Annotated in this window: 9 protein-coding genes and 1 pseudogene; all 10 read right to left on the bottom strand. The window is 40.2% G+C overall.

Translation table 11 applies throughout. The features are described 5' to 3' along the window. Positions 1–331 (bottom strand): annotated as a pseudogene (locus tag L1070_RS19580) (heteromeric transposase endonuclease subunit TnsA); the annotation flags it as partial. A gap of 71 nt (positions 332–402) precedes the next feature. Continuing rightward, positions 403–1596, bottom strand: coding sequence for a hypothetical protein (locus L1070_RS19575; RefSeq protein ID WP_237126820.1), 1194 nt, complete (start codon positions 1594–1596; stop codon positions 403–405). A gap of 394 nt (positions 1597–1990) precedes the next feature. Beyond that, on the bottom strand, positions 1991–3898 hold the full coding sequence (locus tag L1070_RS19570; protein ID WP_237126819.1) for a P-loop NTPase fold protein: 1908 nt from the start codon (positions 3896–3898) through the stop codon (positions 1991–1993). Between the two features lie 57 nt (positions 3899–3955). After that, complete coding sequence (locus L1070_RS19565; protein ID WP_237126818.1) at positions 3956–5374, bottom strand: hypothetical protein; 1419 nt, start codon at positions 5372–5374, stop codon at positions 3956–3958. Beyond that, positions 5364–6770, bottom strand: coding sequence for an SMEK domain-containing protein (locus L1070_RS19560; protein ID WP_237126817.1), 1407 nt, complete (start codon positions 6768–6770; stop codon positions 5364–5366). Before L1070_RS19560 ends, L1070_RS19565 begins: the two co-directional genes overlap by 11 nt. Before the next feature lie 137 nt (positions 6771–6907). After that, complete coding sequence (locus L1070_RS19555; protein WP_237126816.1) at positions 6908–7354, bottom strand: hypothetical protein; 447 nt, start codon at positions 7352–7354, stop codon at positions 6908–6910. Positions 7355–7357: 3 nt separating this feature from the next. Beyond that, positions 7358–9442 (bottom strand): site-specific integrase, encoded by a 2085-nt coding sequence (locus L1070_RS19550; protein ID WP_237126815.1) that lies wholly within the window; start codon positions 9440–9442, stop codon positions 7358–7360. A gap of 1 nt (position 9443) precedes the next feature. Continuing rightward, complete coding sequence (locus L1070_RS19545) at positions 9444–11714, bottom strand: hypothetical protein (protein ID WP_237126814.1); 2271 nt, start codon at positions 11712–11714, stop codon at positions 9444–9446. Then, positions 11701–12966: a site-specific integrase gene (locus L1070_RS19540; protein ID WP_237126813.1), complete on the bottom strand. Its 1266-nt coding sequence runs from the start codon at positions 12964–12966 to the stop codon at positions 11701–11703. Before L1070_RS19540 ends, L1070_RS19545 begins: the two co-directional genes overlap by 14 nt. 156 nt (positions 12967–13122) lie before the next feature. Then, positions 13123–14943, bottom strand: a complete 1821-nt coding sequence (gene glmS, locus L1070_RS19535) for a glutamine--fructose-6-phosphate transaminase (isomerizing) (RefSeq protein WP_237126812.1) — start codon at positions 14941–14943, stop codon at positions 13123–13125. Positions 14944–14949: the final 6 nt, after the last annotated feature.

Below are 14949 nucleotides of genomic sequence, written 5' to 3'. Positions count from 1 at the left end.
ATAAGTATTGGTCAATACCTCGAACATTTGGATGTTTGATGCCAGCAGATTCAGCAAGCTCTATTGTTATATCGCGTTCAAGCGGAAACTGCTCTTTGACTTGCAGCACATCTTGCCGCCACTCGAGCAAATAGAACATGGATAGTTCAAGATCGGATAATAAATGATGGGTTCGTTTGGATTTATAACCAAAGACTCGGTGTACACGGCCATCGGATGGCGCATCATAAACCGTTAACCACGGCTTGTAGTCCTGATACTCGCCTGTACCACGCCCCTCTTTAATCCACTTACGATATTGCGCCTTAGTACGGCCAATCTTCCTAGACATAATATACCGCTATAACTGATTGAAATTTCAGCATACCCCATCTAAGCTCATAGTTACAACTAACGATAAAATTATGATTTAGTTGATAGTTCTTTCAGCTTTTCTGTGAATCCTGAGTTCCAGTTTGTTGATAACCTGTGCATATATAACTCTTTTTTTTCATTTAAAAACAAAATTTTAGAAATTTCAGTAAAACTAATTTCAAAATGATTTTTAAACGGAAAGTTACTGTCATAGGCAAGCTGAAAAGTATGCTCTAAAAAAACATAGATTACATAGCGTCCCAATGATTTATAGATATGTTTAGAAAGTATGGTTTTCTCACGACAATCATCGGGAAGCATATTCATCAAAGAAGCTATATACTCTATATTTTCCATCACGGGTCTGAAAGGGCTTGACTGATCAGAAATGCAATTAGACGATTTAAATTCCGATTCCCAGCTTCCGAATCTCAATTCACAGTATTCCAAAAAGCTTACTGAACTATTAGCCATATAACCACATACCAAATTTTCAATATATTTTTTATTATTCAGTTGAAATAAAAGACTAGCCTTAAAATGTTTGTTTAGGTCAGCTTGGATTTTAGGTAATTGTTTGTATTTTCTACCCTCTTCTTTCTGCTTTACTTTTAAAGCCAATTTAGCAACACAATCGAAGATCTTACATTCTTCGTTAACATTTGGGTGCTTTGGCACCTTTAATTCTCTACTGAGACCAACGCAACTACTTTCTTTAGTCACAATATCCATAGCTCTAAACTCTAATAATTCCTTTAAGTCTTGACTCGCTCTCTCAATATTAACACTCTGAATCTCAATACACGCAAAATCTGCTTCTAAAGGTTTGAATACATTACACACTAAAGCGAAATATTTACCTTTACGTACATCTTCAACAGCCTTGGTTATTTGAGGTGAGATCGCTAAATAGAGAGATTGATTGTCTTGGCTCTTTTGATGGCTTTCCGTTTGCTTTTGATGTCTTTCATTCTGCTTCTGGAATATCTCATTCTGCTTCCTTATCTGCTTTAATTCATTTTTGTTATCTTTCCAAGTCACAAACAGCAACATAATTGTGGCTGTTACTAGAAAGGGAGACAGAATATTATTGAAATAGCTAGCGGTTTTCTCCCACGTTTCTAACCCTGCACTAAAGCTAAACCCAAAACGCAAATTAAAAAGTACAATAATGATAATCGCGACAAAAACGAAGATAAAAATAACCATTTTAATAAGGTCACGTTGCTTTTTTTCTTTCATTTGATGAATCCCTTCATTTTTTAATCAGTTCAATTTTACAGATAGAAAGAACAAATGTGCAATATCAGAGTGTCTTCGTGCGTACCTCTGTAAGTGAAAGCCTAACAAGTATGAAACTTTATTGTTTGGGATGAAACTTAACCTTGGTGAAAAATATTACTAACTTTATGACTAACTATAAAGTAAACAATATTACAATAACTTACGTAAAATAATTACTTATCATACTTTAAGTCATAAAATGCAAATAGTTATGGTTAAAATACACTCAATTAAGTCATGTTTTTTGTAAATAATCCTTAACTTTATCCGGCAGATTTGGTTAAAAATTCCAACCTAACAGTCGTATTCAAGCTGACTTATGACTTTAGGGCTTCCCAAAGCTGCGACAGCGTTAGCTGTCCGGCTGACTTTGATTTTTAGCCTTAAATTGCTCCAATTCCTCCATGGCAGGCCTAAAGTACGTATTAATATACGATTGCAACTGATAGCCACTAATCTTTCCTTTAAATAACTGCCTTTTTTCTTCTAGCAGTTTGATCATATCTCTAAGCCAGTCTAACTCAGGAATGAGTGAAGCATTGAAATTATCGAATTTGTACCTTTCAGAAAATGCATAACAAATTGTATTTCTTGAGCTCGGAATGGCGCTTACAAACGCTTCAACAAAAGTTGAGGCATCTATGTATTGAAAAATTGGTATTTCATAGTAAATATTATCTGAATCGTTGCAAAGCACTACTTTCCGGTAGAATAAATCGGGATCATAACTAATCAATTGAATCAACTCTTCCCCTGCTGTTGGATAGTCTTCAATTACAGCCTGTTCACTTAATTTATCGATATACTTATTTAATTCCTTAAATTCACCAGATTCTTTTTCATGAAAACCTAGACCGCCCCATGATTCATAATCTCTAAATCTTGGTCTATTTGAAACTTCCAAATTAAGGTTGTTATTTTCCTTAAGCCAATCAATGTAAGAACAAGAGAATTCAAGAATCTCGCGCCTAGTTTTCTTGATTAGATCTATTTTAGAGAGCCAAAGAAAAATACCGGCAACATGTCTAATTACGCCTAACTTGGAATACTTCATGTCGTAAAAATCTTTTTCCACAGACTCAAGAGCTGAGGTGAACTCATCATCACTCAAATCCATTGAATGCCACAAACGAACCCAATCAGGTGTATTCTCTGTTCGGTAGTACTCTGATTTTTCTAGCGATTCTTGAACGAGCTCTTCAGAGCAGCAACCTTTATCAAAGAAGTCAATCCAAATTGACTCTTCAATTAATAGATCACTGAGGCTTATATTCTTATATTTCTTGCTCACTCTTTGGTAAGGGGTTTCTTCTTTATTTTTTGAGTCTCTATCAAGCAAACCTGAAAGATATGCTGCCTTAAAGTTTGAAATATCTTGTGGAAGAATACTTCCGCTTTTCATCTCGAACGACAAAATAAGAAAAATTTTCAATAAATGATCTAGCAAACCATCTTTCGAAGATGCATCTGCGCTGACAAATGATAAAAACCTTTCAAAATCCCAAAGAGCTTGCTTCAAATGTCTAAGATTTTGGTATTTTGAGCTTTCATAGATCTCCGATATTAGATTTATATTTCTATTGTATAGTTCCTGAGCACTATCCTCTTTAATTTCAGATATAAAATTAACCAAAGCCCCACCTAAATCTGGGTTTATCTCGAAGGTTTTCCCTACCAGTTTTTCCTTTATTCTTCTATATGCAAGCTTGAAATCATCTTGTTTCTCTTGATGAGCTAATATTTCCTCTTCATTAGCAACAATAATAACCTTGTAGCCTTGATGCTCAACATAATGATTTATATACCCAAGAAGGCTTTCGAGATTGATAGAAGCTCTTTCAAGGTCATCAAAAACGACAACAAACCCAGATGTATTAGTTAGGTAATCAGGCAAGTTTAGATCTGGAGCTTGTGCAGATAAACTACCATCAGCTTTTTCATCGCTGTCTAAATCAATTTTCAACGTTGCCTTTAACAACCCTTTGGCTATCTTTCCTGTCAAAGCCATACTTTTTGACGATAGTAACGGATGTAGCTGCTTAAAAAACTCATCTTCTATTTCTTCAAAAGAAGTTATACCATAGAGACTTACATATAGATATTTACCACCTTTCTGAGCGAATGAGTTTAGAGTTTGGTTAATAAACCAAGTCTTACCGGTCCCCCATTTCCCTTTCAAAAGCACGGCATACCCAGGCTCTTGCTCAAATGAATAATAGTACTCTAGAAATTCCTCGATATGTAAATTAGGGCCTACCATAAACGATTGCTTCTCCTGAATTATGAGTTTTTTGACGCTAACAATTTAATAACGAGCCTACATATAAAAACTGTAGCTGACTTGGGGCTTTTCGTATTCATTAACGTATTTCATGATTTCCCCTACTTTTTTAGCACACTCAATTGTAATTGGTGTTCGCCCATCCAATTGAGTGTTATTCCAGTTCATTTTAGTAAGACCCAACACCTCTTCGCATAAATCTTCAATAGATGAATCATTTTCGCTCGCTATAATTCTTAGCGGGCTTGGTATATACATTCCTGGATACGTTTTGTAAAAATCCACGAATCCTCTTGTGTACAAAAGCCCTTCGTTTTCACTGATAGTGAGTAGCGTTCCTCGTTTTGGGGGATAGTTGGTTTCACCAAACAACCTTAAATCAGTCTCTGTTATTGAAACGTAATCCTTCGTCCGGATTGATTTTTCTTCAATAGCCCGATTAAAGCCAGCGATCTCACTAGCCCGGAATTGACTAGATTTATGTATAACGACACGGGCTGGCATCTGCATAAGAGCCTTGTCATACTCTGAAAGCGCATTATTTAAAAGCTCATATGCCTGCTCTTCCGACATAAAAGGTCTTTTATCTTCTTTGTCCAACGCTACAGGAGTCCCCCTGAGAATTACGCCATGGCCAAACTCATCGAACACCTGAGCGAGACTAGTTGAAATGGTCTCTCCGTCACGACTTTTATAAAAGCCGATACCGACATAACAAGAGCGAGGCTTATAACGCTCTTCTACTAACCTCCAAGGTACCGTCCTGTTACCCTTATAATAAAGAGCTGTGCAAAAGTTCCATGCTTTAGTGGCATCATCTTGTTGGTCTCTGGCTGCTTTATCATCATCAATTGTATTTTCTAAGACCAGTTGGAGCGGCACACCAAGATGCATAGATTTGGCTTTTAATAACCTCCTAAAATTATGCTCCATGTAACTGTCTAGTTGGTCATTATCTTCAGAGTTTTTTTCGGTTAATTTAGTAACTTGTTCAAAGAGATCCTTGGGAATCACGCAAATTATTACGTCTATAGCCCTATTCTCGGTCAAAAACCTGATCTGGTCATAGTACAGATCAACAGCTTCATTTACTCTATCCTCCCGGATCTTGGCGTGACTGATTTTGTTAAGAAGTGATTTTTGTAAAGTCCTGGTATAGGCTGTTGAAGATAGTAACTTTGTTTGAAAACCATATGATTCCGTAATACCACCAAATCCCTTGAAAAGGTTTGCCAGCCTTGACTCTTTGGGCAAAATTCCCGAGCGACACTTTTCCAGCCATATATCAAGCTTATCTATGCCATCTCCTCTACCTACGATGCCTAATCGGAGCTCTGTTTTCCTAAATTCATCTTTTTGGTCATATACCCCAAGCCGTTCAATACCACTTCGGGGACAAATGTGAGTTCCTTTGCCAAACTCAAGCAAAGGTTCAGATAACACTTTAACTTTCATCACTATCTCCCATTACAGCATCAGCATCAGCATCAAAGTCAGGGTATTCACATTCCAGCTGTACAAGCGGTGATATTGAAAAATTAGAACCCACGTTTGCCAGCTCATTACCTAAGAAGTAAACAATGAAGCGCGTTAGGTTTCTTACCGTTCCAGATGTATCTAGCCTTTTTTGCTTAGCCAGAAATTTATCATGTGAGTATGATTTTTTGTGCAAGTTGTAAGTAAACAGCCAATTAGGAACTATTAAGCAATACCAATCGTCCCCAATATTATAAAAGGACATGCCGAAGCTTAAGTGTTTAAAATAGAGCACCTTACTGGGATCTTTTGTTTGCATTTTTTTCTCAAAAACAGTCCTTGTTGCCTTTTTCTTGCCAACCCAATCAATTTTCCTCGTTTCATCTTTTTCTTTAGGTAGAAAATAAAAACTGTTCTCAATATTGTGGTAATTTATCGACAGTTCCCTCAAGTCATCTTTTAGGCTGTTTTTCATCAGCTCTTTGAATACATTTGTATATTCAACAAACTCTGACTGGGTTAGGTCTCGCACGTCTAATGGCTCAATAGTGCCCCGGTCAACCAGGCTTTTTAAACGCTCATCATGTTCCGGGTTTATGAAGCTGAAAATTTTACCTTCATGGAAGACCCAGCCATCGAAAACAGAGCCATTCAAAACCATCGCCAATTTGATTAATGTCTTTTTATTGTGTCTACGCTTTTTAAATCCAAGTTCAGTTTTTGCTCTGGCCAATACATCCTTAAAATCTACAACTACTTCAGCAACAAACACTTCATCAGGAAACGTGATACGCGCCAAATTCGTTGTCAGCAATTTTTGAACCGGTTGATCGACATTGGTGAATTGCATATATCCGTCAATATCACCGAGGATTAGTTTAAACTCATGCAACATACGTTGTTGGGCTGGTAAACGCATCGATGTTATTTTAGCTAGGATGTCAGACAAATCGACAATATGTGTTTTGACAGAAAAGCTAATTTTTCCATCGGTTATCTTATCTATTGCATCCTGTGAATATGATTTCTGTTTCTGCGATAAAACCAGAATAATCAACTCATCAAAGTTACTCTCAAACCCATGTTCTAAAAATACCTTTATGGACTTTTTTACTTTCTCAATATTAGTTGTCGAAGTTACTTGAATCGCAATACGATCATGTTCATCACCAAGATCAATACCAGGATAATTCTTCTGTTTTGCATTCAAATTAACTAATCGGGGCAGCTGGAAAACCTCTTTGAGGATAGGTATAAGCGCATCTTCCAATGTCAAATTTACGTCTAGCCGGCCTTGTTTTGTGGCTAAGTCAACCTGAGTAATAATTCTGCTGACTACATCTCTTAATTCATTTTCAATGGATATAGCTTCCAAAGTTAAAATTCCTGCTTGTTATTTTCGTCCTAGTGCCGCCTTAAATCGCGAAGCAGCATCTTTATCAATACATTAATGGGGGCGTTTGAAAATTATACAATGGGCAAGTAAGCCCAATGTGTCCGTATGCAAATAAATTATTTAATTCTAACAACTTTGGGTTTGGAATCCTGTAGCAAACGAGCTTTGTCGTCGATATCTAGGAGGTTAAACATCGCCATCTGCTGCATTGTTTGTTCGGCGTAGAGCCTATCTAGCTTTTTATTAGCCTCTTCGAGCTCTGAACGGTACTTCTCTTTCAAAGCTTTCTCTTTGGCTTTCTCTTCTCGTAACCTTTCTAAGTCCGATTTAACCGAACGTTTTCTGATATCACGTTTAGCAATAGCAAGCTTTTGCTCTTCAATCGCATCCATCACGTCAGGATAACGATAAGCGGAACCAAGGCTTAAACCAGCTTCTTCCTGAACTGACTTTACGTTCACTTTGTACTTACCAGAGAGACGCTCTGGCTTCTGTTCAACAAGACGCTGTAAAGCATCCAACAATTTTTTCCTAGTTACTTCAGGATTTCGAGTTTTGGTCATAAGTTACACCGTTGAAGAAATAAGCCCAGATATCTCATTACCCTTTAACTGGTATCGTTCAAAGTCCAACCCCATGTCGGCCATGATTTTTTCTGCGGCCTGAATACGAACCATATGGAAAGCGATAATATCCGGTGACAAAGCATTTTGTATCTGCAAAGTTTCTAGAATCTTGATGCTTTCAACTCTGGCAGTTTGTGCATAGGCCGAGCTTTCAACAATTGACCAATCGCAATCCGAACATTCGGATAGCTCGATACCGATCCTCATACTACACATACGATTGATACAGTACATGCCAGGTGCCAAAGCGTGAATGTGCTTTCTACCCGACTTAATCTCTTTCTCGAAGTATTTAGGTGTTATATCTCTTCCAGAAAGGCTTTCTGAAAACATGACTTTCCCTTGACCGCCTCCCAGCTTGATACCACTCATAGCCTTTTGCGTAAGGTTTGAATATAGCTGACCTTGCTGCCTGGCTCTCTCTTTTTCCAAATCATGATGCATCTTACTGAAAGAACTCGCATTTCGAGCATAATACATAGTCATGGCTATTGAGTAATGGCTAAACTGTTGCTTAAGCTGAGGGTAATCCGCCAACTGCATCCCGACCAGATAGTATGCTAAAGACCGTCTGAGCTGATGTGGTGTAAGGTGCCATTTATCACCAATGTTGAATGTTTTTTCAGGATCGCTACGCCGGAGTATTTCAATATCGTCTGAATTCAATTCAACAGAAAAGTTATGCTCTTGATTTGAAAACAACCACCTCAGAGAGCTAAGAACATTTCCTGAACGGTGGACACTTCGAGGCTTCCTAAGCTGTGTGAAACCATTTAACAACCAAACTTTACTTCCTTGATTACCAAGCCAAGAACGAACCGGTCTATTAAGTACGTTCAGAAGGTCATACGCGAGGTGTCCGTTGTGTGTCGTTACATACACATCATTTTGCCCTTGATAACCTAATGTAATTTTCTGCTGTTTGGTATGAAAAAGATGGATGGGAATACCATCCAGTTCAATCGTCTGTGCGCCAAACTCGGGGGTGATTTGTAGTAATTCATTACTTCGCATACCGCTAAGGCAAAGAACCAAATATCTACATTTACTATCAAGCAGCCTACAAAAATCCTTCACTTCATGATGAGAACCAAACCGTACATTCCCAATGATTTTAGCGGGGAATGGCTCATAGAAATCAGTTCTAAGTTGTGGATTGCTTTTCTCCCATATGGCATCCCATAGTTCGCTTTTTCCATAGTCGACTAATGGAACCTCATGCTTTTTTAGCTCAGAAATGAATTTAAAGTACTTTTTATCCGAATTATTAAATAGTTGGCCAACACCACATTGTCCGTGTCGTAGCTTCTGGATCATCCTGCTGGCCTGAGATGTTTCGTATTTTAAAACTGCTAGAACAGCTTCCTCTAACTGTTCTTTATATTTGTGCCAGTACTGTATTTCTTCGGTGAAAGCGTTTAATGCTGCGAGGTAAATTCTCAAAGGTATTACCGGGTGCTGCTCTTTCACTGGCTGTTTTACATTAAGCTTTTTTAGCGTCAAGCGCTCCGATAAATTAACATTGAAAGGTAAAAAATCGGCTAAATCGTTGAGGCTGTTAATCACGCCAATATCAAGTTCTCGGGGAATAAAAGAACCTGTTTTTATAAGGCTCTTCAACGTTTCAATCGTCAGGCCTTCAAACGAGGGTGTACCCGATTCGTGTAATGAATAAGCAAGTTTTTTCAAACAATCAATCTTGGAGCGTACCGAATTAATGCGATAGGCATCACGGGAGTGGTATATATATGCAAGTGCAACTGATTTGAGTTCCTGGATCAGCCGAATGGGTACTGCACAATCTGGAAATCTAAAATTCACCAGCGTTAGTTCCGTCCCGACCTTGTGGGGCTCAAAGTCCCAGACATCATCGTCAAATAACGAAATAGACGTGCCGTCTAGTTCGAAGGATACGGCCTCATGTTCTAAGTCTTCCCATAGCCCATGTTGCGCTAAATAGCGCAATCGTTCCACAGATGCGTCAATCGTATTGGTGCTTGTTAATTGTGTACTTCCAATAATCATTCTAAATCCCCTTTACGCCAAGAGAAGATAGCTCCAGGTTATCCCAGAGCATATGCCGACCCTCTGTATCAAGCCTCAACTGGGCCTGTTGGACGATATCGGGAGAAATGGTGCTAGAAATTACCTTTTTATAAAGCTCGACCGTCTTACCCAGGTTTCTTGAAAAACGTTCTGGATAGTAAAGCCAACTCTCTTCCATGCATTCTAAAAAGGATAGCAGCCGATATAGCGGCTCGACATCATTGACCAGCTTTGCGTGCTGGCATTTAATACAACTTTCATAATCGAAGCATGTTTGGCTACCGACAGATTTACTATTCTCAATCTGCTGCTTCTGCTGAAAACACGCGACCCCAACACCATTCACGTTTGCCTTGCTGCCTATCAACTCATCAAACTTGATTACTGGAACACCCAATTCAGAGGCTAACTCGGCTTTCGATTGTTCCAGAGAAGCTCCCGTGCTCATCTTTTCAATTACAGCCAGCCCTTGGGATATAATCTGTTGATTATCGTAGCAGTTACCTTCACTGTAATGCTTAAGCACTGTGCGGTATTGATTATTTAATATCTGTGAAACGTGTAATTCTGTTCTATTGGCCTTCCGCCTTGCAAGCTTTGCAGCGGTTTCCCTAAAACGGCTGGACGTCAAATTTACAAAAAACTGCCCGACATTAACCCCATATTCGCCTAATTGCCCCAAGTTAGGCGCTAAACCTTCCCACTGGCTGGCCTCTTTTTCACTGCCCAAAGGCAACAGATAATGTATCTTTGATACGTTTTTACGCTGCCGAGTTACTGCATACGCAGCCAAACGTTCTAAGAAGTTTTCGTATTTAATATCAATACTGAAGCTACCTTGAGTTCCATTTTCGTAGTAAAAATCAACTCTTAAGATCCCGTCCTCTAAGTTCTTTTTTAACGGCAGAATTATGTGCTTTAAATTCACGCCTTCTGAGCTATTTTTCGGGTGAGCAACAATGATAGCATGCAATATAGCAAAGCTAAGTGTCGTCACTCGTCTGTTGCAAAATCGACGTATAACTCTTTTGTTTTTTACAACCGTTCTTTTTACCAGCTTCACCTCATCAAATTCGATATAGCCTTGTGAACTTGTCTCTATAAAGTGAGCATGAATACCCATTAGATATGGAATGGATTTGAATGCTCCATCTGACATTAACAGAAGGCGGCCGGATAGCTGAGTATTAATGAGCAGTGTCGAGTTTAAAGCTCGCTGCTCACCATCTCTATCTAACCAATAAAGCAATTTGTCATTTGTCCCAGTCGAATATTTAAGGGATAGAGCCAATAGTGTTTCGATGAACTGTAAAGATTTCTTGTGCACCTCCCCACCAACGAGCGACAGCACTTCCTTGTTTGCTCTTCGTTTGTGTGCGGTCAGCCTGTAATATTCAACACTTTTATCTTCTATCCAAGTAACCGGGTGGCACAAATCCCACAACTGGCTTGTATTAAACGCGGTAAAGTAACTGAGGAGGTAATACCCGCACGCCATAGCCTGGTTAAATGCGGTATCTACATTCATCATCGCGTCCTTGGCTCGCCCCTTTTTATTCTGGGCCTTTACTGGAACATCAAAAAACGCCTGTTTTATTTCAACCGATATCACCCTGGGAGGCGATTCACTTAACAGTGGAATAGCCAACTGAAAAAAGTAAGAAGATAATCGGTTCAGGATTATTGGCAGTTCCCGCTCTGAATAGGCTTCATAGGACTTAGGCTTTCCAGAGCGAAACCGTCGTAATTGTTTCCCCCACTGAAAAGCATTTTCACCACACCATGTTAAGGCTTGCTCAGTTGCAGAAAATATATAACCTGCCGATCGCTCCTTTAATCCCGTATCTTGCCCTTCTAACATCTGCCATATAGGAGCGGAAGAGTTGCCAAGTAAAACAAGTTCCCATAGATGGCGGTGATATTGCCTCCAAGTGGTTTCAGAGAAAGGGTATAAGCTATTTTGGTCGCACCATACCAGATATTGTTTGAACTTTAGAAAACTGTTGTACAGTGTCGCATGGGCAGTTTGACGATCTAGTTCCTGCTTAAAAGCATAGGCATATCTAGTGACTTGCTGTTGTCTATCCTGTTTTTCCTTTGTCGGATCACATAAATAATGCGCCAGCCCTTGGAGATCAACTGATGTGACGAAATTGTCGATTAGTAATTCATAGCTCCAGGTAGGAAAGGTTGTAACCACACTATCTTCTGGTCGCCTTAAGCGTGAACCGCTTAAACTACTTTTCGCCATCGGATCCACCGAACAACTGGAAAATGTCACTCATATGATCCGCATGCTCCAGCATCAAGGCATTGGATTCGATGAACTCGACATACTTAAAAGTTGAAGTAAAACTGTTATGACCCATCAGTTCTTGAAGTATAGAAGCGGCTGCCCGCAAGCTACCTTTTTCTTCCCAAAGCTTATGAAGGGTATAGGTTGCATAAGTTGATCTCAAGTCATGAAAGGCGTAGTTAAAATCTCTGTACTGCCCAGAAATAACCTTTCGTATGTCTGAAAATGATTTTTCTATCGTATTGGAATTAAACGGCTTCCCTTGGCGGCTAATAAACAGCTTCCGCTCGTCATTCTTGTCTTTCGCGGCATATTTTTGTCGATAGGGTGACCATAAGTACTGGTAGAGTTTAAACATCAGTGATGCCGGGAATTCGACGTAACGCTGTTTACTAAACTTTGTTTTCACCCCATTTTTCGGACCAATAGAGACAGGAATAGCATATGAGCTATCTGGATTAAAAATGGCTGACTCAGGTATAGTAAGGACCTCTTGCAATCGCATCCCTGTAACCAATGCAACTTCAAAGATTAGGGCCTTATCTTCAGGGATTTCTTTGATGTGCTCTAAAAATACCTTAAGGTGCTCTTGAGTGAAGGGCGATAGTGTCCGGGTTACATGTTTCTTTTGCTCCCTGGGAAGCTTTTTCATTAAATTAGTCGTCTGTACACTAATCACTCGCTGGGAATGAGCCAGCATCCCCGACTGACGCAGAGACACGATTTCAAAATCAAACGGCTTGTTCTTTTCTGAAAACTCGATGAGATTGTTCCGCCCAAGAAACTTGTAAAAGTTTACAATGACTCTTAAGTACGTCTTAGCAGTGGATATTGCAATATCGTCCGACTGGATAGCGCTGACGAGGAAATCTGCGAACCTAAATGTTTGTTTGCGGCTTTTTGAATGGGGAAACTGCCAGTAGTTTAAGTTGTTCTGATGGAGAAACCTAAAATATAGAAGCAGCGCTTTTGCATCCGTTGCAGTGCTTTTAGCCTGCTCTTCATCTTTCTTCCAGAAGAGATATAGGCATACGGGTTTGACAAGTGAACCATCAGGATCAACCAATACATGGACGGCTATCTCTTCTTGGTTTTCACGAGCAGCAAGCTTTAAGGTTTCTTCGCCAGTTTCTTTGTCTATGGATAGAGACAGTTCAGGATCTCTATAGACATCCACTTCACGGATACAAAAATCGTTATCAATCATGGTGACTGAAATATCTCCTCATTTGACTTGCAGCTACAGCATAGCTAAGTCATATTAATTTGAAGTTACAATCACCAAGGTTAAGGGGCTACTCCATCAGCCCAAGGATAGAAACTTTATTGTTCACCCACAAAAAAAAGCGCTTTCGCGCCTTTTTTATTCAACCGTTACTGATTTAGCCAAATTTCTAGGTTGGTCTACGTCGGTGCCTTTTATCACGGCAACGTAGTATGACAGCAGCTGTAGCGGGATTGTATATACAACAGGTGCGAGGATGTCCTCTACGTGGTTTACGTTGATAACACGCATGGTGTCGTCAGACTCAAAGTGTGAGTCTTTATCTGCGAATACGTAAATGATGCCTCCACGGGCGCGTACTTCTTCAACGTTTGATTTTAGCTTTTCAAGTAGCTCGTTGTTTGGTGCAACCACGATGATTGGCATATCTGCGTCAATCAACGCCAGTGGTCCGTGCTTTAACTCACCCGCAGCGTAGGCTTCGGCGTGAATGTATGAAATTTCTTTCAACTTCAACGCGCCTTCCATTGCGATTGGGTATTGTGAGCCACGACCTAAAAACAGTGAATGGTGCTTGTCGGCAAACTCTTCGGCCAAATCTTCAATGCTACCCGCCAGTGACAGGGCTTCTTCAAGTTTATTTGGCAAGGTTTTAATAGCGTTTACAATGGCGCTTTGTTCTAGGCCCTTTTCTTGCGCAATCGACGCTGTTAGCATCAATAAGCCTACAAGTTGTGTGGTGAATGCTTTGGTTGAAGCGACACCAATCTCAGCACCGGCTTTGGTCATAAAGGCCAAGTCTGATTCACGCACCAATGAAGAGCCTGGCACGTTACAAATGGTCATTGATGCCATATAACCTTGCTCTTTAGCTAGGCGCAGTGCAGCAAGCGTATCAGCGGTTTCACCTGATTGAGAAATCGTTACTAGCAGGCTGTTTTCATGCACAAACGATTGACGGTAACGGAACTCTGAGGCAATTTCCACATTACAGCTTACGCCAGCAAATTGCTCAAGCCAATAACGGGCAACCATGCCTGAGTGGTAAGAGGTACCACACGCGATGATCTGCACATGTTTTACGTCTTTAAAGATTTGCTGTGCGCTGTCGCCAAAGGCATCTACCGATACACGATCATTGTCTAAGCGACCTTCAAGTGTATTTCTTACCGCCAATGGCTGCTCATAAATCTCTTTAAGCATGTAGTGGCGGTATTCACCTTTACCTGAATTGTCTTGCGTGATGTTTGACTCTACAACTTCACGCTCAACCGCTTCGCCATTGCTGTCAAAAATTTCAACACTGTTGCGAGTAATGCGTGCCACATCACCTTCTTCTAAGAAGATAAAACTACGTGTCACAGGTAATAACGCAAGCTGATCCGACGCGATGAAATTTTCACCTAACCCTAGGCCTATTACCAATGGGCTTCCTGAGCGCGCCACAATCATTTCTTGATCGTTGGATTTATCGAATACCACCGTACCATAAGCACCTTCAAGCTGTTTAACTGCCGCTTTTACCGCATCTAGCAGGCTGTTGTGCTGTTGGCGAAGCTGGTGGATTAAATGCACCATAACTTCTGTATCTGTGTCAGATAAGAATTCGTAACCATCACCTTTTAAGGCGTCACGAAGCGGCGCATGGTTTTCAATAATGCCGTTGTGTACCAGTGCAATTTCACTGTTTGAAACGTGTGGGTGTGCGTTGCTTTCTGTCACACCGCCGTGGGTCGCCCAGCGTGTGTGCGCAATGCCTGTGGTGCCTTTAACATTGGCTTTTTCAAGTGCTTGCTCAAGATTAACCACCTTGCCTACCGCTTTTACCGTGCTAAGCGTGCTATCTAAGCTCAACGCCACGCCCGCCGAGTCATAACCACGGTATTCAAGGCGCTTTAAGCCTTCAACTAAAATCTTATTTACTGGGCGCTCTGCAACTGCCCCTACAATCCCACACATAATTTC

The sequence above is a fragment of the Pseudoalteromonas sp. MMG022 genome (assembly GCF_021654245.1).
GTDB lineage: Bacteria > Pseudomonadota > Gammaproteobacteria > Enterobacterales > Alteromonadaceae > Pseudoalteromonas > Pseudoalteromonas amylolytica.
The sequence above is the reverse complement of the archived record's forward strand: the minus strand, read 5'-3'. Positions and strand labels throughout refer to the sequence as shown.